A 23,243-nucleotide genomic window follows, 5' to 3' on the forward strand; every position below is an offset into this window, starting at 1 on the left:
GGCCTGGCGAAAGTCTTCTGGTCGGTACGCTGCCCGACCCAGGTGGCTCCCGAGTCCGAGGGCGGCGCTACGACGTCCGTCCCTACGCGGGACCTTCCTTACGCCGGCGCCGTCGCGGCGGCAGGCGATTCGGCCGTTGGGTGGGCCTGCGCTGCCTCGCGGTCGGGCGCGAGCGGGTCGGTCACCGTGCCGGTCTCTTCATCGAACAGCCCCTGCGCCAGCCTGGTCACCGCTGCGGGGACCGGCGGCGCCAGGTCGGCCACGGCGCGGAGACCGGACAGGACGTCGTCGGGTCGTACGGCAGGCGTCACGTGCCGAACAACCAGCCGCAGTATCGCACAGGGCTGGTCGGTCGGCCTATCAGCCAGCTCACTCTGCGTTTCCGCGGGGTCGCGGCTCTCCAGGCTGACGACGGCGGAGCGGGCGTCGAAGGTGCGGACCCCGTTCTTGGCGAGGCGCTGGACCTCGACGGTCTCGGCCGCGGTGAAGGCGTCCGCCGCCCGGCGGGCCTCCTCCGGCGACACGCCGTCCAGCCGCAGCTCCCACACAGAAGCGGTCAGCCGGTCGGCGAGGCCCGAGGTGCGGGCCTCGACCGCCTCGACGATGTCGAGCCCGGCGGGCAGCGACTCGTCGAGGAGGACCCTGAGCTGCTCCGGGTCGCGGCGCGCGGTGAGCGCGATCTCCAGGTACTCCGCCTCACTGCCCGTGCCGGTGGGTGCGGCATTGGCGTACGACACCTTCGGGTGCGGCGTGAACCCTGCCGAGTAGGCCATCGGCACCTCGGCACGGCGCAACGCGCGTTCGAAGGCGCGCTGGAAGTCACGGTGGCTGGTGAACCGGAGGCGGCCGCGCTTGGTGTAGCGCAGTCGGATGCGCTGCACCGCGGGTGCGGGCGGCGGGCCTTCGGGCTGTCGCTTGCCCAGTGTCGTTCAGTCCTTCGTGAGAGCGGTCGTACTGCCATCAAGAGTACGTGCCCCGCGGCGGGAAGGTTCCCTCCGGGCGACCGGCTCGGGCCGCCGCGGCTCCCCGAAGAGCGTCCGGCGGACGTCGGCGCGGGCCTGGCGCACGGTCTCGCGGGCGGCGGCCAGTGCCTGCCGGGTGGCCCGTCCGGCGCTGCGGGCGGCCTCGGCGGCGGGCCGCAGGACGGTGTCGCGCAGGACGTGCCCGACGGGCGTGAGCACGCTGCGGCAGACCCACCGCACCGGCTCGACGACGATCCACCGCAAGAGCGTCCCGAGGAACCGCCCCACGGCGAGCGAGACGTGCCCGGCGATGCGCCAGGCGTGGCCGAGGGCGTCGAGCACCTCCCGTCCGGCGACGGCGAGGACGCGGCCGACGGGGGTGAGGACCCAGCGCCAGAGGGCGAGCGCCGGCAGGACGAACACGACCCGCGCGATCCAGTACAGGGCCGTTCCGACGCCGGTGACGATCGTGCTCAGCAGCCACAGGAGCCCCTTGCCGCACCACAGCAGGGCGCGTCCGACGGGCGCCAGCACCCAGGTGTACAGCCGGACGGCCGGCACGACGACGAGGTACCGGGCGAGCCACGCCACAGCCGTGTACCCGCCGAGCCCGATCGCGGCGAGCACCGCGCCGGCGCCCCGCACCGCCCACGTCACGGCATGCCCGACGGGGGTGAGCAGGTGCGCGTACACCCAGCCGAGCGCGGTGCCGACCCGGCGCCCGGCCCAGGCGAGGGCGTGCCCCACCGGCGTCAGCGCGTACCGGTGGAGCCACACGAGCGGTACGACGACGAGGACGTGCCCGAGCCGGGCGAGGGCCGTGCCCAGCGGCACCGCGACGTACCGCCACAGCCCCACGAACGGCCAGACGAACACCGCCCGCCCCAGCCACAGCAGGGCGCGGCCGAGCGGCCGGAGCAGGGTGTCGTTCAGGAAGCGGCCGGTGACGGCGAGCGCGTCCCAGAGCATCCGCACCGGGACGACCAGCACCAGCACGACGATCCGCACGGGGATCCGGATCGCGACGGCGAGGCATCCCTCCGCCGCCTCCGCTTGCCGCCGGACGGGCGGCCCGGCCGGCGGACGGCTGTCCGCGCCGGCCCGTGGCCCGGTACTCTCACCGGGCGGTTTCTCCAGATCCATACCGTCGAGGACGCCTCAGCGCCCCGTCCGGATCTCGCCCCGCACGACCCCCGTCCCTTTCTCCCGCGGCTCCTCCGCACCGACTCGTGATCACACGGCCCGTGTCCGGGTGACGTGAGCGTGCAGCAGCCGGGGCGACTCCCGGAAACCGCAGCGGGCGTAGGCGGGGACCGCCCGCTCGCTGGAGTGCACGGTCACCCGCTCCAGGCCGAGCTCCCGGGCTGCGTCCAGCACGGCGCGGACCAGCCGCCCGCCCAGGCCGCCGCCGCGCGCCCCGGGGACGACGTAGACGCACTGCAGGTCACCGGAGGCCCGGTGGGGTGCCCGCGGGGTGGGCACGCGCTGCACGACGGCCAGCCAGGCCATGCCGATGACCACGCCGTCCCGGACGAGCACCGTGCAGTGGTGCGTCGCGGCGTTGTCCCGCGCCCAGGCGGCGAAGTGCCGCAGGAAGTCCTCGCGCGCGACGGCGGCCTCGTCGCCGTTCTCGACGAGCCACTGCCACCGCAGTGCGGCCACCGCGGTCAGGTCCCCGGGGCGGGCCGGGCGGATCTCGGTGTTCTCCATCAGGGCATTGTCCCGGAGGCGTCCCCGTCCGCCTCGAAGCGCAGCAGGTCGCCCGGCTGGCACTCCAGCACCTCGCAGAGCGCGGCGAGGGTGGAGAAGCGGACCGCCTTGGCGCGGCCGTTCTTGAGGACGGCCAGGTTGGCCGGGGTGATGCCGACGCGTTCCGCGAGTTCGCCCACGGACATCTTCCGCTTGGCCAGCATCACGTCGATGTCGACGGCGATCGGCATCAGATGACCTCTTCCAGCTCGGCCCGCATCCGGGCCGCCTCGATGTCGCGGGCGACCGCCTGCGCCAGCAGCATCCGCAGCACCAGCACGACCAGCGCGACACCGAGCACCGCCAGACCGACCCCGCCCAGCAGGAGCACCACGCCCGGGGCGACGGCCTCGCCCGGCGCGAGCACGACCCCCAGCGCGAACACCAGACAGGCGGCCGCCACGAAGGCGCCGATCACGATGTGCACGTACCGGAAGGCACCCGTGGAGAACACCGTCCCGCGCCGCACCATGGTCCCCAGCCGCCACACGCAGACCAGCACGACCTGAGCCGTCAGGACACCCAGCACCAGGATCACCAGGATCGGCGTGCGCAGGTGGGCGTACTCGGGCTTGAGCCCGTTCATGTCGACGGCCAGCAGCGGGACCATCACGCCCTGCACGAACAACGACCCGGCGAGCAGCACCACGAGCACCGCGCGCAACGCGGCCACGGCCAGCTTCCCCATGCCCACTCCCCATTCCTTCGATCGAACCACGATGGAAATCTATCGAAATTCGATAGAGACGGCAAGCGGAAGCGCCCTGCGGGGCGTGCCACTCGTGGCACCGTGGCACAAGGCATCCAAGGCCGAGACCCGACCGAGGAGGACGACGGTGGACTGGCGCGCGTTCGCACAGGAGATGGCCTCCATGGCGCGGGACCTGCTCGCGCAGCGGACGGTCGAGGACACGCTCGGGCACATCACCCGCGCGGCCGTCGACCTGGTCCCGGGGTGCGACGCGGCCGGCGTCCTGCTGCTGCACGGCAAGAGCGTCGAGTCGCTCGCCCCGACGCACGACCTGGTGGTGGAGAGCGACCGGCTCCAGGAGCGCCTCGCCGAGGGCCCGTGCTTCGACGCGGCCCGCGCCGACACGCATGAGCGCGTGTTCCGCATCGGCGACCTCACCGACGGGCGGTCCCGCTGGCCGGCCTACGCCGAACGAGCCGGTGAGCTGGGCATCGGCAGCCTGATGGGCTTCGTGCTCTACACCGACGACGAGGAGCTGAGCGCCCTCAACCTGTACGGCCGCCGCCCCGGGGCCTTCTCGGCGGACAGCGAGACCGCCGGCTGGCTGCTGGCCTCGCACGCCGCCGTCGCCTTCTCCAGCGCCCGCAGCCACGCCCAGCTGGAGGAGGCCATCGCCACCCGCCACCTCATCGGCGAGGCGATGGGCATCCTCATGGGCAGCCACCGCCTCACCGAGGAGCAGGCCTTCGACGTCCTGCGCCGCTTCTCCCAGGAGAACAACCTCAAACTCCGGGAGGTCGCGCGCCGCGTCTGCGAGCACGGCGGGCTGAACTGACGGCTCCCCCAGCACACATTCTGAACTGGGGGAACCTGGCGGGACCGGTCCCCCGGGGGAGCGTCACCGACCCCGCTTCTTCAGCGGGTCCCCCAGGACCGGTGTCTCACCCCTCGCTTCCGCGCACCCGGCCCCCACCTCAGTGGGCGTGCCCGCTCGGGGCGGGAGCCGCGTTCTTGACCGTCAGGGGCAGCAGCTTCTTGCCCGTGGGGCCGATCTGGATGTGGGTGTCCATCTGCGGGCACACCCCGCAGTCGAAGCACGGCGTCCAGCGGCAGTCCTCGACCTCCGTCTCGTCGAGGGCGTCCTGCCAGTCCTCCCAGAGCCAGTCCTTGTCCAGGCCCGAGTCGAGGTGGTCCCAGGGGAGGACCTCCTCGTAGGTGCGCTCGCGGGTGGTGTACCAGTCGACGTCCACGCCGAACGGCTCCAGCGCCTTGTCCGCGCACGCCATCCAGCGGTCGTAGGAGAAGTGCTCGCGCCAGCCGTCGAAGCGGCCGCCGTCGTCGTACACCGCGCGGATGACCGCGCCGATGCGGCGGTCGCCGCGGGAGAGCAGGCCCTCGACGATGCCGGGCTTGCCGTCGTGGTAGCGGAAGCCGATGGAGCGGCCGTACTTCTTGTCGGCGCGGATCTTGTCGCGGAGCTTGGCCAGGCGGGCGTCGGTCTCCTCGGCGGACAGCTGCGGGGCCCACTGGAAGGGCGTGTGCGGCTTGGGGACGAAGCCGCCGATCGAGACCGTGCAGCGGATGTCGTTCGAGCGGGAGACCTCGCGGCCCTTGGCGATGACCTTCGTCGCCATGTCGGCGATCTGCAGGACGTCGTCGTCGGTCTCGGTGGGCAGGCCGCACATGAAGTACAGCTTCACCTGGCGCCAGCCGTTGCCGTACGCCGTCGCGACCGTGCGGATCAGGTCCTCTTCCGAGACCATCTTGTTGATGACCTTGCGGATGCGCTCCGAGCCGCCCTCCGGGGCGAAGGTGAGACCCGAGCGGCGGCCGTTCCTGGTCAGTTCGTTCGCCAGGTCGATGTTGAACGCGTCCACGCGGGTCGACGGCAGCGACAGGCCGATCTTGTCGTCCTCGTAGCGGTCGGCGAGGCCCTTGGCGATGTCGCCGATCTCGCTGTGGTCGGCCGAGGACAGCGACAGCAGGCCGACCTCCTCGAAGCCGGTCGCCTTCAGGCCCTGCTCGACCATGTCGCCGATGCCGGTGATGGAACGCTCCCGGACCGGGCGCGTGATCATGCCGGCCTGGCAGAAGCGGCAGCCCCGGGTGCAGCCGCGGAAGATCTCCACGGACATGCGCTCGTGCACCGTCTCGGCCAGCGGGACCAGGGGCTGCTTGGGGTAGGGCCACTCGTCGAGGTCCATGACGGTGTGCTTGGACACGCGCCACGGGACACCGCTGCGGTTGGGCACGACCCGGGCGATACGGCCGTCGGGCAGGTACTCGACGTCGTAGAAGCCGGGCACGTACACCCCGCCCGTCCTGGCCAGGCGGAACAGCAGCTCCTCGCGGCCGCCGGGGCGGCCCTCGGCCTTCCAGGCGCGGACGATCGCGGTGATCTCCAGGACGGCCTGCTCGCCGTCGCCGATCACGGCGCAGTCGATGAAGTCGGCGATCGGCTCGGGGTTGAACGCGGCGTGGCCGCCGGCCAGGACGACCGGGTCGTCCAGGCCGCGGTCCTTCGACTCCAGCGGGATGCCCGCCAGGTCCAGGGCGGCCAGCATGTTCGTGTATCCGAGCTCGGTGGAGAAGGACAGGCCGAGCACGTCGAACGCCTTCACCGGCCGGTGGCTGTCGACCGTGAACTGCGGGACGCCGTGCTCGCGCATCAGCTCCTCCAGGTCCGGCCACACGCTGTACGTGCGCTCGGCGAGGACGCCCTGCTGCTCGTTCAGGACCTCGTAGAGGATCTGGACGCCCTGGTTGGGCAGGCCGACCTCGTAGGCGTCCGGGTACATCAGCGCCCAGCGGACGTCGCAGGACTCCCAGTCCTTGACCGTGGAGTTGAGTTCTCCGCCGACGTACTGGATCGGCTTCTGCACATGCGGGAGCAGAGCTTCGAGCTGCGGGAACACCGACGCAGCGACTTCGGCAGGCATGTCGCGCACCTTCGTGAGCTGGACTGAACGGACAGGGGTGACCATCCAGCCTAACGCGACCGCGGGGTGCCTCCGTACGCCGTGCGCCTCACAGGCCCGCGGCGGCCCCCTTGATCTCCTTCCACAGGCCGGGCAGCTCGGCCTCCGTGCGCAGGGCCCGCCGCTCCTCGCGCTCGTGGAGCAGGCCGTAGGTGAAGGCGCTCTCCCCCGCGGCGTGGGCGACCGCCGACAGCTCGCGCAGGGTCCGCCGGGCCATCACGCTGTCCTGGTGCTCGCCGAGCAGTTTCTGCAGCGACTTCATGGACTTGAGCAGGGTCCTGGCGGGCTTGCCGAGGGCCGGCTCGGCCGCCTCCGCGGCGTAGCGGGCGCGCTTGGCCTTCTTGCGGGCCTCGTGCACGGCGACGTCCCGCTCGGTGCCCGGCTCCAGCTCCAGCGCCCGCTCGACCAGCCGGGACACCTTGCGGAAGTCCTTCTTCACGGCCTTGGCGAGCGGTTTGCCCGGCTTCTTCCCGGCCGCCTTGAGCAGCGGCGGGTCGGTGATCAGCGCGTCCAGGGTGTCGAGCAGCTTGAGGTAGCGGCGGGAGTCGAGGATCCCCAGGAGCCGGCCGCGGGCCGTGTGGTGCTCGGCGTCCGACCAGCCGCGCAGGCGCTGGGCCACGGGGCCGCGGACCAGGTCGTCGGGGACCTCGTCGAGGTCCGCCGTCAGCCGTGCGGCCAGGACCTCGCGGTCGCGGTCCAGGCCCAGCTCCCCGGCCAGCCACTTCAGCTCGTCGCCGACCGGGTCGGTGACGGCCCGGTCGAGGATGTCCCCGAAGGACTTGAAGGTGCTGCGCAGCCGCCGGGTGGCCACGCGCATGCTGTGCACGGCGTCCTCGGCGTCCCGGCGGACGGCCGGGTCGAGCTCGACGATCGCGTCACGCTGGGTGCGTACGTAGGCGAGCACGTGGTCCGCCGCGGTCACCGGCTCCGCGGCGTCCGCCGACGGGTGCCGCTTGCGCGGTGCCGTCTCGGTCAGCGCCCGCGCCAGCTTGGACGCCGACGTCGACGGCCGCGCGCCCGCCTTGCGCAGCCGCTTGTCCACCTTGTCGAGGAAGGCCGGGTCGCACCCGTCGGCGAGCTCGACCTCCATCTCGGTCCACCGCGCCTCGCCCCCGCCGGCCGTGAGCCGCTCGGCGTGCACGGCGTCCACGCTGACCTCGGCGAGGAGCCGGCCCCCGGCGTCGACGAGGTGCCGTACGTCCCGTTCGGAGCGCAGCCGGACCAGCGGGAGCAGCTCGCCGTCGCGGACGCGGGAGCGGACGAGCCCGGCGAGTTCGCCGGGGAGGGTGTCGGAGAGGGGGGCGTGGATCTCATCCCGGGTGTCCGGGCCGACCGGGAACTTCAGGTGCCAGCCCGCGTCCGAGCCGCCGGTGCGTCGGCGCAGGGTGACGGACGTCGCGGCGAGGCGCTCGTCGGCGGTGTCGTAGTAGGTCGCGTCGAGGTGGGCGACCCCCTGGTCGACCACGTTCGCGACCCCGGCCACGCCGGTCAGGTCCGGCAGCGGTGCGCCGTCCTCGGCCTCGTACTTCCGCTCGATCTCACGCTTGGTGTCCGTCATGCATTGAATCTAGTGGGCTCGGGCGCGGGGCGGCAGAGGGCCACCCCGCGCGGGGTCATGCCGACATCGGCCGCTGCACCCGGATCGACTGCAGCAGTCCCACCGCTATCCACACGGCGAACATCGAGGAGCCGCCGTACGACACGAACGGCAGCGGCAGGCCGGTGACGGGCATGATGCCGAGGGTCATGCCGATGTTCTCGAACGTCTGGAAGGCGAACCAGGCGACGATGCCGGCGGCCACGATCGTGCCGTACAGGTCGGTCGTCTCCCGGGCGATGCGGCAGGCCCGCCACAGCACGATGCCGAGCAGCAGGATGATCAGGCCGCCGCCGAGGAAGCCCAGCTCCTCCCCCGCCACCGTGAAGACGAAGTCGGTCTGCTGCTCGGGCACGAACTGGCCGGTGGTCTGCGAGCCGTGGAAGAGGCCGGAGCCGGTCAGTCCGCCGGAGCCGATGGCGATGCGGGCCTGGTTGGTGTTGTAGCCGACGCCGGCCGGGTCGAGCTCGGGGTTGGCGAAGGCGGCGAAGCGGGCGATCTGGTAGTCGTCGAGCACGCCGAGCTGCCAGACGGTGATCGCGCCGGCGGCGCCCGCGCCCAGCAGGCCGAACACCCACCGGTTGGTCGCGCCGGAGGCCAGCAGGACGCCGAGCACGATGATGACCATGACCATGACCGACCCGAGGTCGGGCATGAGCATCACGATCAGCATGGGCACGGCGGCCAGGCCGAGGGCCTGCACGACCGTGCGGTGGTCGGGGTACTGCTTGTCGCCCGCGTCGACCCGGGCCGCCAGCAGCATCGCCATGCCCAGGATGATCGTGACCTTCACGAACTCCGAGGGCTGGAGCGAGAAGCCGCCGGGGAGCTTGATCCAGGAGTGGGCGCCGTTGATCGTCGAGCCGAGCGGGGTGAGCACCAGCAGGATCAGCAGGACCGAGACGCCGTACAGGATCGGTACGGCCGTGCGCAGGGCGCGGTGGCCGAGCCAGATCGTGCCGGCCATCAGGGCGAGGCCGATGCCGGTGTTCAGCAGGTGGCGGACGAGGAAGTAGTACGGGTCGCCCTGGTTGAGCTCCGTGCGGTTGCGGGTGGCCGAGTACACCAGCAGCGTGCCGAGCAGCGACAGGACCAGCGCCGACAGCAGGATCGGCCAGTCGAGCCGCCGCGCCACCGAGTCACGGGCCAGCAGCCGCGTCCAGCCGGAGCGCTCGGGCCCGTATCCGGAGACCTGGAAGCTGTTCACACCGCCGGTCATGTCGGCAACCTCCGGCTTCCCCGCCGGCGCCGGCGCCTTCGCGTGTCACGGTTCTCCGGCGTCGGCGGGGCCGCCGTCGCCGGCTGGAGCGGGTCGGCCGGGGCGTTCGGGTCCTTCTTGTTCGCCTGCTGGTCCTTGGCCGGGTCCTTGGAGATCTTCGGGGAGGCGATGGTGCCGTCCGTCTTGACCTTCGGGAGGGTCTTCTCCGGGGAGGGCAGCAGCGCCTTCTCGCGGTCGATGTCGCCGTCCGGGGAGACGCCGTAGAGCGCGTTGTAGATGTTGCGCACGGCCGGACCGGAGGCGCCGGAGCCCGTACCGCCCTGGGAGATCGTCATGACGATCGAGTAGTCCTTGGTGTACGTGGCGAACCAGGAGGTCGTCTGCTTGCCGTAGACCTCCGCCGTACCCGTCTTGGCGTGCATCGGGATCTTGTCCTGCGGCCAGCCGCCGAACCGCCAGGCGGCCGTACCGCGGGTGGCGACTCCCGCGAGGGCATCGCTTATCTCGCTGCGCAGCTTCTGCGTCATCGGCAGCTTGCCGTGGGCCTTCGGCTTGATCGGCGTGACGGTCTTGCCGTCGGCGCTGATGACGGCCTTGCCGACGGACGGCGTGTACATCGTGCCGCCGTTGGAGATGGCGGCGTAGATGGTGGCCATCTGGATGGGAGTGACGAGCGTGTCGCCCTGTCCGATGGAGTAGTTGACGGAGTCACCGGCGCGCAGGCGGTTGCCCTCGAGGCAGTTCTCGTAGGCGATCTTCTCGGCGTAGCTGCCGTCGCGCTTGCCGGTGCGGCACCAGACGTCCTTGTTGGCCTTCCAGTAGTCGAGCTTCCACTGGCGGTCGGGGACGCGGCCGGTGACCTCGTTGGGCAGGTCGATGCCGGTCTCCTTGCCGAGGCCGAACTGGTGGGCGGTCTTGTAGAACCAGTCGTTGGCGTTCTTCTTCGGCTTGGTGCCGCCGTCGCGCTTCCACTCCTCGTGGGAGAGGCGGTAGAAGACCGTGTCGCAGGAGACCTCCAGGGCGCGGCCGAGGCTGATCGCCCCGTAGCCCTTGGACTCGAAGTTCTTGAAGACCTGGCCGCCGATGGAGTACGAGCTGGAGCACTCGTAGGGGCCGTTGAAGGAGTAGCCGGCGTTGACCGCGGCGGCCGTCGGGATGACCTTGAAGATGGAGCCGGGCGCCGACTGGCCCTGGATCGCGCGGTTGAGCAGCGGGTAGTTGGACTTCTTGCCGGTGAGGCGGGCGTAGTCCTTGGCGGAGATGCCGCCCACCCAGGCGTTCGGGTCGTAGGTCGGGTTGGACGCCATCGCGACGACGCGGCCGGTCTTGGCCTCCATGACGACGACGGCGCCGGAGTCGGCCTTGTAGTTCGTGCCCGTGTTGCGGTCGTGCTCCTTGCGGGCCTGCTTCATGGCCTCGTTCAGCTCGTACTCGGCGATCCGCTGGACGCGGGCGTCGATGCTGGTGACGAGGTTGTCCCCGGGCTGGGCGGGGTCGGCCTCGGCCTGGCCGATGACGCGGCCGAGGTTGTCGACCTCGTAGCGCGTGACGCCGGCCTTGCCGCGCAGCTGCTTGTCGTACTGGCGCTCCAGTCCGGAGCGGCCGACCTGGTCGGAGCGCAGATAGGGCGAGTTGGTGTTCTGTGCCTTCTTGATCTCCTCGTCGGTGACCGGGGAGAGGTAGCCGAGGACCTGGGCGGTGTTGGCCTTGCCGGGGCTCGGGTAGCGGCGCACGGCCTGCGGCTCGGCGGTGATGCCGGGGAAGTCCTCGGCGCGCTCGCGGATCTGCAGGGCCTGCTTGGGGGTGGCCTCGTCGGTGATGGGGATGGGCTGGTACGGCGAGCCGTTCCAGCAGGGCTGGGGCGTCTTGGCGTCGCACAGCCGGACCTTCTCCATGACCTCCTTGGGGGTCATGCCGAGGACACCGGCGAGCTTGGTGAGGACCTCCTTGCCGTCGTCCTTCATCTTCAGCAGGTCCGTGCGGGAGGCGGAGACCACCAGGCGCGTCTCGTTGTCGGCGAGGGCCACGCCGCGGGCGTCCAGGATGGAGCCGCGGACGGCGGGCTGGACCACCTGCTGGACGTGGTTGCCGGACGCCTCCTTGGCGTAGGCCGCGCCCTCACGGATCTGCAGGTACCACAGGCGTCCGCCGAGGGTGAGCAGGAGGGAGAGGACCAGGACCTGGATGACGACGAGCCGGATCTGGACCCGTGGGTTGCGCCCGGTCTCGGGAATGTTGGTCACTGCGGCTGCCTCCCCCTCTCCCTGCGTGTACGGGTGTGCGAGTACGACGGTCTGTCCGGACAGGTGTGCGCGGTGTCGAGTGGGGAACGACGGGCCCAGGCCCCGGCGTTCCTACCGGACCGCACCGTTCGGGTGAACTTCCCCCGGGTCACAGCCGCTTGACCCCCTTGATGCGTCCGGCCCGCGCCATGCGGGCCCGGGCCGCCTTCACCCGCAGTCCGTTGCGCTGGCTGCCGATCCGCAGGCCCGTCCCGCCGGAGAGCCAGCCGGAGGAGATGTCCGTGGCCTTGGCGGCGGCCGAGGTGGACTCGGCGAGCGGATCGTTCTCGGCGCGCCGGGCCAGGGCCATCACCCCCGGCACCACGAACGGGGCGAGCAGCAGGTCGTACAGGGCGGCCGTGAACAGCAGGCTGCCGAGGCCCACGTGGCGGGCGGCGGTGTCCCCGACGAGGGCCCCGACCCCGGCGTACAGCAGGGTCGAGCCGACCGCGGCGGCGACCACCACGACCATCGGGCCGGTCGCGGACTTCAGCTGGCCCGTCTCGGGCTTCACCAGGCCCGCCAGGTAGCCGATGACGCACAGCACCAGGGCGTACCGCCCGGCGGCGTGGTCGGCGGGCGGGGCCAGGTCGGCGAGCAGGCCCGCGCCGAAGCCGACGAGGGCGCCGCCGACGTGCCCGTACACCAGCGCCAGGCCCAGGACGGTGAGCAGCATCAGGTCGGGCACCGCCCCCGGCAGGTGGAGGCGGGCGAGGACGCTCACCTGGATGACCAGGGCGACGACGACCAGGGCGGAGGAGAGCAGGATCCGGTTGACGCGCATGGGGTGACAGCTCCTACTGCTCTTGCTGGTTCTGGCCGTCCACGGGGGCCTCGGGGGACGGCGTCACGGTCACCGTCACCGTCGGCCTCGGGGTCGGCTTGGGCTTGGGCGGGAGCACCGTGTCACGCGGGTCCTTCTTCGGGGCCTCGACCACGACACCGACGATGTCGAGCTTGGTGAAGCTGGCGTACGGCGTGACGTACAGCGTGCGGGTCAGGCCGCCGCCGGAGGGGTCGACGCGGGAGACCACGCCGACCGGGACGCCGGGCACGAACGGCCGGTCGGCCTGCGAGCCGAAGGTGACGAGGCGGTCGCCCTTCTTCACCTCGGCCTTGCCGTTGAGGAGTTCCACGCGCAGCGGGCGGTCGCCCTGCCCGGAGGCGAAGCCGAGCTCGTCGCCGGACTCCATGCGGGTGCCGACGGTGAAGTCGGGGTCGCTGGCGAGCAGGACCGTGGCGGTGTTCGGCCCGACGGTTGTGACGCGGCCGACGAGCCCGTCGCCGTTGAGGACGGTCATGTCGCGCTTGATGCCGTCGTCGGCGCCGATGTCGATGGTGATGGTCCAGGAGAAGCCCTGCGCCGCCCCGATGGCGATGACCTCGGCGCCCTTGATGCCGTACTGGCCCTGACCGGCGACCTTCAGCATCTTGTCGAGCTGCTTGAGGCGGCTGCGGGCGCGGTCGTCGCTGCCGAGGCGCGCCTTCAGGGCCGCGTTCTCCTTCTCCAGCATGGCGAGCCGGTCGTGCCGTTCGCCGGAGTCGCGGATGGCGGAGACCGCGTTGCCGACCGGGTCGACCGCGGACGACACGCCGCTCTCGATCGGGCCGAACACCGTCGCCGCGGCCTGCCGGGCACCGTCGACGGGCGAGTCCTCCCCACCGCGGATGTCCACCGTGATCAACGCGAACGCGACGGCGATCAGCAGCACCAGGAGCAGCCGGCTCTCTCGTGTGTCCCTCACGTGCGGCGGCCGTGCCCTTCCTCATAGGAATTCGGGAAGCCCCAGGGAATACCGAGGGGCTGCTTTGTGGGAGCTTATGCCTCTATATCAACGATCCGCCGTACGAGAGGAGATCGTCCCGTACGGCGGAATCGAAGAGTTATGTCATCTGCGCGGCTGGGCGTCCAGCACCTGCTGCAGTGCCTCGAACTCCTCGACGCACTTTCCGGATCCGAGCGCCACGCTGTCCAGCGGGTCCTCGGCGATGTGGATCGGCATGCCGGTCTCGCGGCGCAGCCGCTCGTCCAGGCCCCGCAGCAGCGCTCCGCCGCCGGTCAGAACGATTCCTCGGTCCATGATGTCGCCGGACAGCTCCGGCGGGCACTTGTCGAGGGTCGTCTTGACGGCGTCGACGATGGCGTTGACCGGTTCCTCGATCGCCTTGCGGACCTCCGCTGCGGAGATGACGACGGTCTTCGGCAGGCCGGAGACCAGGTCCCGGCCGCGGATTTCGGTGTGCTCGTCGGTGTCGAGGTCGTACGCCGAACCGATCGTGATCTTGATCTGTTCGGCCGTCCGCTCACCCAGCAGGAGGGAGTACTCCTTCTTGATGTGCTGGATGATCGCGTTGTCCAGTTCGTCACCGGCGACACGGATGGACTGGGCGGTGACGATGCCGCCGAGGGAGATGACCGCGACCTCCGTCGTGCCGCCGCCGATGTCGACCACCATGTTGCCCGTGGCCTCGTGGACCGGCAGGCCGGAGCCGATGGCCGCGGCCATGGGCTCCTCGATGATGTGCACCTGGCGGGCGCCGGCCTGGGACGACGCCTCGATGACGGCACGGCGCTCGACGCCCGTGATGCCCGAGGGCACACAGACGACGACCCGCGGACGAGCCAGATACCGCCGCTTGTGGATCTTCAGGATGAAGTAGCGGAGCATCCGCTCGGTGATCTCGAAGTCGGCGATCACGCCGTCCTTCAGCGGACGTACGGCAACGATGTTGCCGGGCGTGCGCCCGATCATCTTCTTCGCTTCGGCGCCGACCGCGAGGATGCCACCGGTGTTGGTGTTGATCGCGACAACGGACGGCTCGTTGAGTACGATCCCGCGACCCCTGACGTACACCAGCGTGTTGGCGGTCCCGAGGTCGACAGCCATGTCACGGCCGATGAACGACATTGAGTTCCCCATCAGGATTCGTCTGGCCTTCCTGTGAGCTTTTGAGGGCTTTTCAGGTCGGCAAAGGTGGGTGCTGTGACGTGAAGGCTTCCATGGTAAACGCGCCTTCGCGAACACTGCGGGAGGGTCTCCGCCATTGTCAGCAGATGCTGTGCGGGTTCGCTTGTGGAGACGGGCGTTCGGGGGCGATCGTTCCCTCGTACGCCACGCATATGCCGCAAAGTCCGGGGGCAGACGCCCCCGGACCCGCCGTTTGTGCTGGTCGGGTGGGGACGCTACGCCCGGCCGGGGAAGAAGATCTTCACCTCGCGCTCGGCGGACTCCTCGGAGTCGGAGGCGTGGATCAGGTTCTCCCGGACGATGACACCGAAGTCGCCGCGGATGGAGCCGGGCGCCGCAGCGATCGGGTCGGTGGGGCCGGCCAGCTGGCGCACGCCCTCGATGACCCGCTCACCCTCGACGATCATCGCCACGACCGGGCCGGAGGCCATGAACGCGACCAGCGGCTCGTAGAACGGCTTGCCCTTGTGCTCGCCGTAGTGCTGCTCCAGCGTGTCCTGGTCCAGCGTGCGCAGCTCCAGCGCGGTGATCGTCCAGCCCGCCTTGCGCTCGATGCGGCTGATGATCTCGCCGGTCAGGCCACGACGGACGGCGTCGGGCTTGAGGAGGACGAGGGTGCGCTGGGTCACGACGGGGCTCCTTAAAGGCGTCAGGGCTGTGCGGTGATGCGGTGATGCGGTGATGCGGTGATGCGGTGGGACGAGATTACCGGGCGTGTCGGGGCACCTGTTACGCAGCGTCAGGTGTGGAGGATCCGGTCTGGGCGGCGAACCGCGCCTTCGCCTCGTCCACCTTCCGCCCGTAGTGCACGGACGCCCACCACAGGGCCGCGAAGATCGCGCCCAGGAAGAACATGGTCGGCACGATGAAGCCGGACGCGATCAGCGCGATCTGCAGCGCCCAGCCGAGCGCGACCCCGCCGGGCCGCGTCACCAGGCCGCACAGCAGCAGGCACAGGAACATCGCGATGCCGCTGACCGTCCACACGGTGGTCATGGACAGGTCGGGGTCCTTCATGGCGACCAGCCCGGCGAAGCCGATGACGAAGAACTCGCCGATCAGGGTGGAAGAACAGAGCGTACGCATGGGATCTCAGCCCCTCCCCAGGAGCAGTCGGGCCTCGCCGACGGTGATGACCGAACCCGTGACGAGCACACCGCCGCCCGCGAACTCGCCCTCCTCCTCGGCCAGCGTGATGGCGGCCTCCAGCGCGTCGGGCAGCCGCGGCTCGACCTGCACGCGCTCCTCGCCGAACACCTCGACGGCGAGGCCGGCCAGTTCGTCGGCGTCCATGGCGCGGTGGCTGGAGTTCTGCGTGACGACGACCTCGGCGAACACCGGTTCGAAGGCCTCCAGCAGCCCCCGTACGTTCTTGTCGCCGCTCGCGCCGACCACGCCGATGAGGCGGCTGAACTGGAAGGCCTCCCCGATCGCCTCGGCCGCGGCGCGGGCGCCCGCCGGGTTGTGGGCGGCGTCCAGCACGACCGTCGGGGAGCGCCGCACGACCTCCAGCCGGCCCGGTGAGGCCACGGCGGCGAAGGCCTTGCGGACCGTGTCCAGGTCCAGCGGGTCGGGCCGCTGCGCGCCGACGCCGAAGAACGCCTCGACGGCGGCGAGCGCCACGGCGGCGTTGTGCGCCTGGTGCGCGCCGTGCAGCGGCAGGTACACCTCGCGGTACTCGCCGCCCAGCCCGCGCAGCGTCAGCAGCTGACCGCCGACGGCCACCTGCCGGTCCACGACACCGAACTCCAGCCCTTCCCGGGCCACCGTCGCGTCCACCTCGACGGCCTTCTTCAGCAGCACCTGCGCCGCCTCGACCGGCTGCTGCGCCAGGATGACGGTGGCGTCCTGCTTGACGATGCCGGACTTCTCCGTGGCGATCTCGGCGTGCGTCGTGCCGAGCCGGTCGGTGTGGTCGAGGTCGATGGGGGTGACGACGGCGACGTCGCCGTCGATCACGTTCGTGGCGTCCCAGGAGCCGCCCATGCCGACCTCGACCACGGCGACGTCCACCGGGGCGTCCGCGAACGCCGCGTACGCCATGCCGGTGAGCACCTCGAAGAACGACAGCCGGTAGTCCTGCGACGCGTCGACCATCTCCACGTACGGCTTGATGTCCTGGTACGTCTCGATGAACCGCTCGGCGGTGATGGGAGCGCCGTCCAGACTGATGCGCTCGGTGATCGACTGCACGTGGGGCGAGGTGTAGCGGCCGGTGCGCAGCTCGAAGGCGCCGAGCAGGGCCTCGATCATGCGGGCCGTGGAGGTCTTGCCGTTGGTGCCCGTGATGTGGATGGAGGGGTACGACCGCTGCGGCTCCCCCAGGACGTCCATCAGCGCGGCGATCCGGCTGACCGAGGGCTCCAGCTTGGTCTCGCCCCAGCGGGTGGCGAGCTCCGCCTCGACCTCGCGCAGGGCCTTGTCGACCTCGGGGTCGGCGGGCCGGGCGGGGACGTCGGCCTCGGGCGGGCCGCCCTGGGTGCGCAGGGTACGGCTGCCGGCCTCGATGACCGCGAGGTCGGGGTCGCGGGTGGTCTCCTCCGCGACGATCTCGTCGAAGGCGTTGAGGGGGTCGGGCTGGTCGTCGGCGCTGTGGTCCGGGGGGAGCTCGCTCACGGGGCCAGTCTACGGAGCGGGGGTGACATGGGTGGGGGGTGGTTTGTGTCGTCGTCCGGGTGCGGGTCGTCCATGGCTCGTCGCGCAGTTCCCCGCGCCCCCGGACTGCGCGAAGGCCCCCGCGCCGACGAGCACGGGGGCCTTCACGACCGTACGGACGACTACGCCTGCGGCAGGCGTTCCAGCTGGGCCTGGATGCGGGCGATGTCCTCCTCCGCCTTGGCGAGGCGGGTGCGGATCTTGTCCACGACGTGGTCGGGGGCCTTCGCCAGGAACGCCTCGTTGCCGAGCTTGGCGTTCGCCTGGGCCTTCTCCTTCTCGGCCGCGGCGAGGTCCTTCGCCAGGCGCTTGCGCTCGGCCGCCACGTCGATCGTGCCGGAGAGGTCGAGCGCGACCTCGGCACCGGCGACCGGGAGGGTCGCCGTGGCCGTGAAGCCGTCGCCCTCCGGCTGGAGGCGGAGGAGCTGGCGGATGGCGGCCTCGTGGGGCGCGAAGGGCGTGCCGTCCAGCGTCAGGCGGGCCGGGACCCGCTGGCCGGGCTGGAGGCCCTGGTCGGCGCGGAAGCGGCGGACCTCGGTGATGACCGACTGGAGCGAGGCGATCTCGCGCTCGGCGTCGGCGTCCCGGAAGCCGCTGTCCTTCGGCCACTCGGCGATGACGACCGACTCGCCGCCGGTCAGCGTCGTCCACAGCGTCTCGGTGACGAACGGGACCACCGGGTGCAGCAGCTTCAGCGTGACGTCGAGGACCTCGCCGAGGACACGCTTGCTGACCTCGGCCGGCTCGCCGCCCGCCTGGAACGTCGTCTTGGACAGCTCGACGTACCAGTCGAAGACCTCGTCCCACGCGAAGTGGAACAGGGAGTCGGACAGCTTGGCGAACTGGTAGTCGTCGTAGTAGGCGTCGACCTCGGCGACGACCGAGTTCAGCCGGGACAGGATCCAGCGGTCCGTCGAGGACATCTCCGACGGCTCCGGCAGCGGGCCCTCGACCGTCGCGCCGTTCATCAGCGCGAAGCGCGTGGCGTTCCAGATCTTGTTGGCGAAGTTGCGCGAGCCCTGGACCCAGTCCTCGCCGATCGGCACGTCGACGCCCGGGTTGGCGCCGCGGGCGAGGGTGAAGCGCAGGGCGTCGGAGCCGTACTTGTCCATCCAGTCCAGCGGGTTGACCGCGTTGCCGAAGGACTTCGACATCTTCTTGCCGAACTGGTCGCGGACCATGCCGTGCAGGGCGATGGTGTGGAACGGCGGGGTGCCGTCCATCGCGTACAGCCCGAACATCATCATCCGGGCGACCCAGAAGAAGAGGATGTCGTAGCCGGTGACCAGGACGGAGTTCGGGTAGAACTTCGCGAGCGACTCGGTCTGCTCGGGCCAGCCGAGCGTGGAGAACGGCCACAGGCCCGAGGAGAACCAGGTGTCGAGGACGTCGGTGTCCTGGTGCCAGCCCTCGCCGCTCGGCGGCTCCTCGTCGGGGCCGACGCAGACGACCTCGCCTTCGGGGCCGTACCAGACCGGGATGCGGTGGCCCCACCACAGCTGGCGCGAGATGCACCAGTCGTGGAGGTTGTCGACCCAGTCGAAGTAGCGCTTCTCCATCTCCTGCGGGTGGATCCTGACCCGGCCGTCGCGGACGGCGTCACCGGCCGCCTTGGCCAGCGGGCCGACCTTGACCCACCACTGCATCGACAGGCGCGGCTCGATGGTGGTCTTGCAGCGCGAGCAGTGGCCGACGGAGTGGACGTAGGGCCGCTTCTCGGCGACGATCCGGCCCTCGGCGCGCAGCGCGGCGACGATCGCCGAGCGGGCCTCCAGCCGGTCCAGGCCCTGGAAGGGGCCGTGGGCGGTGATGACCGCGTGCTCGTCCATGATCGTGATGGCCGGCAGGTCGTGGCGCTGGCCGATCTCGAAGTCGTTCGGGTCGTGCGCCGGGGTGACCTTGACGGCACCCGTGCCGAACTCGGGGTCGACGTGCTCGTCCGCGACGACCGGGATGGAGCGGTCGGTCAACGGCAGCTTGACCTGCTTGCCGATCAGGTGCTTGTAGCGCTCGTCCTCGGGGTGGACGGCGACGGCCGTGTCACCGAGCATCGTCTCGGCGCGGGTGGTGGCGACGACGATGGTGTCGTCCCCGTCGCCGTACTTCATGGAGACGAGCTCGCCGTCGTCGTCCTGGTACTCGACCTCGATGTCCGAGATGGCGGTCAGACAGCGCGGGCACCAGTTGATGATGCGCTCGGCGCGGTAGATCAGCTCGTCGTCGTAGAGGCGCTTGAAGATGGTCTGGACGGCCTGGGAGAGGCCCTCGTCCATCGTGAAGCGCTCGCGCGACCAGGCGACGCCGTCGCCCAACCGCCGCATCTGGCCGCTGATCTGGCCGCCGGACTCGCCCTTCCACTGCCAGACCCGCTCGACGAAGGCCTCGCGGCCCAGGTCGTGCCGGGACTTGCCCTCCTTGCCGAGCTCGCGCTCGACGACGTTCTGCGTGGCGATGCCGGCGTGGTCCATGCCCGGCTGCCACAGCGTCTCGTAGCCCTGCATCCGCTTGCGGCGGGTGAGGGCGTCGATGAGGGTGTGCTCGAAGGCGTGCCCGAGGTGCAGGCTGCCCGTGACGTTCGGCGGCGGGATGACGATGGTGTACGGAGGCTTGTCGCTCTTGGCGTCCGCCTCGAAGTAACCGCGCTCTACCCAGCGCTCGTACAGCGGCCCCTCCACGTCGGCCGGCGCGTACTGGGTCGGCAGGTCGGTGCTGGGCGCTGGTGGCTGCTGCTGAGCGTTCTCGGTCACGGGGGTCAGTTTAGAGGTGTCACGACCCCGTCCCGAAACGCGTTTGTCTTGTAACGGTGCGGGCCCCGATGCCATGCACACGGCGGGTCTGCGCCAGGATGTCGGAAACACATAAGCATCTGGAGGGGAACCCAGAACATGAGCTACAACCAGCCGGGCCCGTACGGCGGGCAGCCCCAGCAGCCCGGACCGTACGGCCAGCCGGGTCCGTACGGCCAGCCGCCGCAGGCGCCCCAGCCCGGCTACGGCTACCCCCAGCAGGCCCCTCCGCCCCAGCCGGGCTACGGCTACCCGCAGCAGCCCCCGCAGGGCGTGCCGCCCCAGCAGGCTCCTTACGGCCAGCAGCCCCCGTACGGCCAGCAGCCGCCCTACGGCCAGGCCCCGTACGGCGTGCCCCAGCCCCCGGCCCCGGGCGGCGGCAAGAAGAAGACGGGCATCATCATCGGCGCGGTCGCCGTCGTCGCGGCGATCGGCGTGGGCGCGTACTTCGTGCTCGGCGGCAGCGGCGGTGCGGGGGCCGTCGAGGACGACGGGCCGCACAAGCTGGCGACCCCGGCGAAGGTGCTGAGCGAGTACAAGCGCTTCACCAAGGACGGGCAGACGGCCGGCGACGAGTCGACCAAGGAGCTGGAGAAGAGCGGCGTCAAGAACGCCAAGTCGGCCGTGGGCTCCTACTCCACCGTGGACTTGACCAACTACGACCCCACCGACCCGTCCTCGGCCGCCCAGATGGCAACGGCCAAGACCGTCACGTTCGTCGGCCTGTACGGCGAGGTCTCCGACCCCGAGGCGGCGCTGGACACCTTCTTCTCCAACTTCAGGAAGTCGGCGGAGGAGGGCTCTTCCGGCAGCGGCGGCGGCAAGACCGAGCTGATCGGCGAGCCCGAGGAGGCCGACCTCGACGGCGCGGTCATGAAGTGCCAGGCCGCCAAGGGGCAGGACCTGGCGACGAAGAAGGAGAAGACCGACTGGTTCTGCGCCTGGGCCGACCACAGCACCATCGTGCTGGTGTCGCCCGGACAGGCCGGCGGGAACGTCGCCAAGGACACCGCGATCGACATCACCACCAAGCTCCGCCCGGAGATCCGCGTCAAGGCCTGACGACGCTCGTCGGACAAACGGAAGGGCCCCGGTCGGCGACCGGGGCCCTTCCGTCACGTCTGCCGTGTCACGCCGTCTTCTGCTCGCCCGGCCCCCGGCCGCGCGCGTCGCGCGGGATCAGGGTCGGGTTGACGTTCGACTGGACGACGTCCGCCGTGATGACGACCCGGGCGACGTCCTTGCGGGACGGGACCTCGTACATGACGCCCTGGAGGACCTCCTCCATGATGGCGCGCAGGCCGCGCGCGCCGGTCTGGCGGAGGATGGCCTGGTCGGCGATGGCCTCCAGCGCCTCGCGCTCGAAGTCCAGCTCCACACCGTCGAGTTCGAACAGGCGCTGGTACTGCTTGACGAGCGCGTTGCGCGGCTCGACGAGGATCTGGAGCAGGGCCTCGCGGTCGAGGTTGTGGACCGAGGTGATGACGGGGAGGCGGCCGATGAACTCGGGGATCATCCCGAACTTCACCAGGTCCTCCGGCATGACCTCCTGGAACTGGTCCTTGGACTCCATCTCGCGCTTGGAGCGGATCTGCGCGCCGAAGCCGATGCCCTTGGCGCCGGCCCGCGACTCGATGATCTTCTCCAGGCCGGCGAAGGCACCGCCCACGATGAACAGCACGTTCGTCGTGTCGATCTGGATGAACTCCTGGTGCGGGTGTTTGCGGCCGCCCTGCGGCGGGACCGACGCCGTGGTGCCCTCCAGGATCTTCAGCAGCGCCTGCTGCACGCCCTCGCCCGAGACGTCGCGCGTGATCGAGGGGTTTTCACTCTTCCTCGCGACCTTGTCGATCTCGTCGATGTAGATGATCCCGGTCTCGGCCTTCTTGACGTCGTAGTCGGCGGCCTGGATCAGCTTCAGCAGGATGTTCTCGACGTCCTCGCCGACGTAGCCGGCCTCCGTCAGGGCCGTGGCGTCGGCGATCGCGAAGGGGACGTTCAGCATCCGCGCCAGGGTCTGCGCGAGGAGGGTCTTGCCGGAGCCCGTGGGGCCGAGCAGGAGGATGTTGGACTTCGCCAACTCGATGGCGTCGTCGCGGCCGTTCGCCCCGCCGTTCTCACCGGCCTGGACGCGCTTGTAGTGGTTGTACACCGCCACGGACAGGGCCTTCTTGGCGGCCTCCTGGCCCACCACGTAGCCCTCGAGGAACTCGTAGATCTCGCGCGGCTTCGGGAGTTCCTCCCAGCGGACCTCGCTGGTCTCCGCCAGCTCTTCCTCGATGATCTCGTTGCAGAGATCGATGCACTCGTCGCAGATGTAGACACCGGGCCCTGCGATGAGCTTCTTGACCTGCTTCTGGCTCTTGCCGCAGAACGAGCACTTGAGCAGATCGCCGCCGTCACCGATGCGTGCCACGGTGTGCTTCCCCTTCGCCTGGGAGACGCCTGGACGTTGACGTCCAGCGGACTCCTGGTGCTGCCTTATGTCCGACGGTACCTTGCCGGGCCCCCCGTCCGGGCCCCCCTTGGCGCGGTTCGCTTTGACGTGAACCGAGCCAAACCGTGCCAAGGGGCGGCAGACGATACAGCCTCGCGCCTCAGCGCAGGCTCGAGTTGTCCATCTTCCGGGTGGTGATGATCTGGTCGATCAGCCCGTAGTTCAGCGCGTCCTCGGCCGTGAGGATCTTGTCGCGCTCGATGTCCTCGCGGATCTTGTCGATCGCCTGGGTGGAGTGCTTGGCCAGCATCTCCTCCAGCTGCGTCCGCATCCGGAGGATCTCGTTGGCGGCGATCTCCAGGTCGGACACCTGGCCGCGGCCCGTCTCGCTGTACGGCTGGTGGATCAGCACGCGCGCGTTCGGCAGGGCCATGCGCTTGCCGGGCGTGCCGGCGGCCAGCAGGACGGCGGCGGCGGAGGCGGCCTGCCCCATGCAGACCGTCTGGATGTCCGGCTTCACGTACTGCATCGTGTCGTAGATCGCCGTGAGCGCCGTGAAGGAGCCACCGGGGCTGTTGATGTAGACCGAGATGTCACGGTCGGGGTCCATCGACTCCAGGCACAGCAGCTGCGCCATGACGTCGTTGGCGGAGGCGTCGTCGATCTGGACGCCGAGGAAGATCACGCGCTCCTCGAAGAGCTTCGCGTACGGGTCGTACTCGCGGATGCCCTGGGAGGTGCGCTCGACGAAGCGCGGGATGACGTAGCGGGACTCGGCCCGCGGACCGGTGTAACGGCCCTGCGAGGCGCTGTCCTGGGTGGCCTGCGTACGGTCGTAGATCCCACTGCCGGGGAATGCGTTCACGGTGTCTCCTGAAAGGGGCTGAGGCGGTCGGCTGGGGCTGCTGGGGCGCCCCG

At 70.6% G+C, this 23,243-nt stretch carries 20 protein-coding genes; 2 read left to right on the forward strand and 18 right to left on the reverse strand.

Annotation, left to right across the window (positions count from 1 at the left end; all coding sequences use genetic code 11):
• Positions 1 to 98 precede the first annotated feature (98 nt).
• The 5 genes from AC07DA_RS26820 to AC07DA_RS26840 form a co-directional block, all read right to left on the reverse strand.
• Positions 99 to 881, reverse strand: coding sequence for a TIGR03936 family radical SAM-associated protein (locus tag AC07DA_RS26820; protein WP_479130753.1), 783 nt, complete (start codon positions 879 to 881; stop codon positions 99 to 101).
• Positions 882 to 929: 48 nt separating this feature from the next.
• On the reverse strand, positions 930 to 2,105 hold the full coding sequence (locus AC07DA_RS26825; protein WP_479130754.1) for a hypothetical protein: 1,176 nt from the start codon (positions 2,103 to 2,105) through the stop codon (positions 930 to 932).
• Positions 2,106 to 2,195: 90 nt separating this feature from the next.
• Positions 2,196 to 2,672, reverse strand: coding sequence for a GNAT family N-acetyltransferase (locus tag AC07DA_RS26830; protein WP_479130755.1), 477 nt, complete (start codon positions 2,670 to 2,672; stop codon positions 2,196 to 2,198).
• A complete protein-coding gene (locus tag AC07DA_RS26835) occupies positions 2,672 to 2,902 on the reverse strand; it encodes a helix-turn-helix domain-containing protein (protein ID WP_479130756.1) in 231 nt (76 codons plus the stop codon). Before AC07DA_RS26835 ends, AC07DA_RS26830 begins: the two co-directional genes overlap by 1 nt.
• Positions 2,902 to 3,399 carry a DUF2975 domain-containing protein gene (locus AC07DA_RS26840; protein WP_479130757.1) on the reverse strand — a complete coding sequence of 166 codons (498 nt, stop codon included), beginning with the start codon at positions 3,397 to 3,399 and terminating at the stop codon, positions 2,902 to 2,904. Before AC07DA_RS26840 ends, AC07DA_RS26835 begins: the two co-directional genes overlap by 1 nt.
• A gap of 148 nt (positions 3,400 to 3,547) precedes the next feature.
• Here AC07DA_RS26840 and AC07DA_RS26845 point away from each other — a divergent pair, with 148 nt between their 5' ends.
• Entirely contained in the window at positions 3,548 to 4,237 is a 690-nt protein-coding gene (locus tag AC07DA_RS26845; protein ID WP_479130759.1) for a GAF and ANTAR domain-containing protein, read from the forward strand.
• A 139-nt stretch (positions 4,238 to 4,376) separates the two neighbouring features.
• Here the strand turns inward: AC07DA_RS26845 and AC07DA_RS26850 are convergent, their stop codons facing one another.
• The 11 genes from AC07DA_RS26850 to AC07DA_RS26900 form a co-directional block, all read right to left on the reverse strand.
• A complete protein-coding gene (locus AC07DA_RS26850) occupies positions 4,377 to 6,341 on the reverse strand; it encodes a TIGR03960 family B12-binding radical SAM protein (RefSeq protein ID WP_479130760.1) in 1,965 nt (654 codons plus the stop codon).
• Positions 6,342 to 6,429: 88 nt separating this feature from the next.
• Positions 6,430 to 7,938, reverse strand: coding sequence for a CYTH and CHAD domain-containing protein (locus AC07DA_RS26855; protein ID WP_479130761.1), 1,509 nt, complete (start codon positions 7,936 to 7,938; stop codon positions 6,430 to 6,432).
• A 55-nt stretch (positions 7,939 to 7,993) separates the two neighbouring features.
• On the reverse strand, positions 7,994 to 9,196 hold the full coding sequence (gene rodA, locus AC07DA_RS26860; protein ID WP_479130762.1) for a rod shape-determining protein RodA: 1,203 nt from the start codon (positions 9,194 to 9,196) through the stop codon (positions 7,994 to 7,996).
• Positions 9,193 to 11,439, reverse strand: coding sequence for a penicillin-binding protein 2 (gene mrdA / locus AC07DA_RS26865; RefSeq protein WP_479130763.1), 2,247 nt, complete (start codon positions 11,437 to 11,439; stop codon positions 9,193 to 9,195). Before mrdA ends, rodA begins: the two co-directional genes overlap by 4 nt.
• A gap of 148 nt (positions 11,440 to 11,587) precedes the next feature.
• A complete protein-coding gene (mreD, locus tag AC07DA_RS26870; RefSeq protein WP_479130764.1) occupies positions 11,588 to 12,262 on the reverse strand; it encodes a rod shape-determining protein MreD in 675 nt (224 codons plus the stop codon).
• 13 nt (positions 12,263 to 12,275) lie between these two features.
• The gene (gene mreC, locus AC07DA_RS26875; protein ID WP_479130765.1) at positions 12,276 to 13,223 is read right to left on the reverse strand and encodes a rod shape-determining protein MreC; all 948 of its coding nucleotides are present in this window, start codon (positions 13,221 to 13,223) and stop codon (positions 12,276 to 12,278) included.
• A gap of 144 nt (positions 13,224 to 13,367) precedes the next feature.
• Positions 13,368 to 14,387 (reverse strand): rod shape-determining protein, encoded by a 1,020-nt coding sequence (locus tag AC07DA_RS26880; RefSeq protein WP_006133575.1) that lies wholly within the window; start codon positions 14,385 to 14,387, stop codon positions 13,368 to 13,370.
• Positions 14,388 to 14,662: 275 nt separating this feature from the next.
• Positions 14,663 to 15,076: a nucleoside-diphosphate kinase gene (gene ndk, locus AC07DA_RS26885; RefSeq protein WP_383322433.1), complete on the reverse strand. Its 414-nt coding sequence runs from the start codon at positions 15,074 to 15,076 to the stop codon at positions 14,663 to 14,665.
• A 100-nt stretch (positions 15,077 to 15,176) separates the two neighbouring features.
• Positions 15,177 to 15,533, reverse strand: a complete 357-nt coding sequence (locus tag AC07DA_RS26890) for a DUF4233 domain-containing protein (RefSeq protein ID WP_479130766.1) — start codon at positions 15,531 to 15,533, stop codon at positions 15,177 to 15,179.
• 6 nt (positions 15,534 to 15,539) lie between these two features.
• On the reverse strand, positions 15,540 to 17,063 hold the full coding sequence (gene folC, locus AC07DA_RS26895) for a bifunctional tetrahydrofolate synthase/dihydrofolate synthase (RefSeq protein WP_479130767.1): 1,524 nt from the start codon (positions 17,061 to 17,063) through the stop codon (positions 15,540 to 15,542).
• 161 nt (positions 17,064 to 17,224) lie between these two features.
• Positions 17,225 to 19,849, reverse strand: a complete 2,625-nt coding sequence (locus AC07DA_RS26900) for a valine--tRNA ligase (RefSeq protein WP_479130768.1) — start codon at positions 19,847 to 19,849, stop codon at positions 17,225 to 17,227.
• Between the two features lie 138 nt (positions 19,850 to 19,987).
• Between AC07DA_RS26900 and AC07DA_RS26905 the strand changes: the two genes are divergently transcribed.
• A complete protein-coding gene (locus AC07DA_RS26905; RefSeq protein ID WP_479130769.1) occupies positions 19,988 to 20,950 on the forward strand; it encodes a hypothetical protein in 963 nt (320 codons plus the stop codon).
• Between the two features lie 67 nt (positions 20,951 to 21,017).
• Here the strand turns inward: AC07DA_RS26905 and clpX are convergent, their stop codons facing one another.
• Together clpX and AC07DA_RS26915 are read right to left on the reverse strand one after the other, a co-directional pair.
• Positions 21,018 to 22,304, reverse strand: a complete 1,287-nt coding sequence (gene clpX / locus AC07DA_RS26910) for an ATP-dependent Clp protease ATP-binding subunit ClpX (protein WP_010041898.1) — start codon at positions 22,302 to 22,304, stop codon at positions 21,018 to 21,020.
• Positions 22,305 to 22,485: 181 nt separating this feature from the next.
• On the reverse strand, positions 22,486 to 23,190 hold the full coding sequence (locus AC07DA_RS26915) for an ATP-dependent Clp protease proteolytic subunit (RefSeq protein ID WP_479130770.1): 705 nt from the start codon (positions 23,188 to 23,190) through the stop codon (positions 22,486 to 22,488).
• Positions 23,191 to 23,243 lie beyond the last annotated feature (53 nt).

This window comes from Streptomyces sp. NPDC044921, from assembly GCF_056432865.1.

Excerpts from the sequence above, each read along its gene's own strand:
- AC07DA_RS26825 (WP_479130754.1), bottom strand. The coding sequence starts at position 2,105 with ATGGATCTGGAGAAACCGCCCGGTGAGAGTACCGGGCCACGGGCCGGC.
- AC07DA_RS26830 (WP_479130755.1), bottom strand. The coding sequence starts at position 2,672 with ATGGAGAACACCGAGATCCGCCCGGCCCGCCCCGGGGACCTGACCGCG.
- AC07DA_RS26835 (WP_479130756.1), bottom strand. The coding sequence starts at position 2,902 with ATGCCGATCGCCGTCGACATCGACGTGATGCTGGCCAAGCGGAAGATG.
- AC07DA_RS26840 (WP_479130757.1), bottom strand. The coding sequence starts at position 3,399 with ATGGGGAAGCTGGCCGTGGCCGCGTTGCGCGCGGTGCTCGTGGTGCTG.
- AC07DA_RS26850 (WP_479130760.1), bottom strand. The coding sequence starts at position 6,341 with ATGCCTGCCGAAGTCGCTGCGTCGGTGTTCCCGCAGCTCGAAGCTCTG.
- AC07DA_RS26855 (WP_479130761.1), bottom strand. The coding sequence starts at position 7,938 with ATGACGGACACCAAGCGTGAGATCGAGCGGAAGTACGAGGCCGAGGAC.
- rodA (WP_479130762.1), bottom strand. The coding sequence starts at position 9,196 with ATGACCGGCGGTGTGAACAGCTTCCAGGTCTCCGGATACGGGCCCGAG.
- mreD (WP_479130764.1), bottom strand. The coding sequence starts at position 12,262 with ATGCGCGTCAACCGGATCCTGCTCTCCTCCGCCCTGGTCGTCGTCGCC.
- AC07DA_RS26880 (WP_006133575.1), bottom strand. The coding sequence starts at position 14,387 with ATGTCGTTCATCGGCCGTGACATGGCTGTCGACCTCGGGACCGCCAAC.
- AC07DA_RS26890 (WP_479130766.1), bottom strand. The coding sequence starts at position 15,533 with ATGCGTACGCTCTGTTCTTCCACCCTGATCGGCGAGTTCTTCGTCATC.
- AC07DA_RS26905 (WP_479130769.1), top strand. The coding sequence starts at position 19,988 with ATGAGCTACAACCAGCCGGGCCCGTACGGCGGGCAGCCCCAGCAGCCC.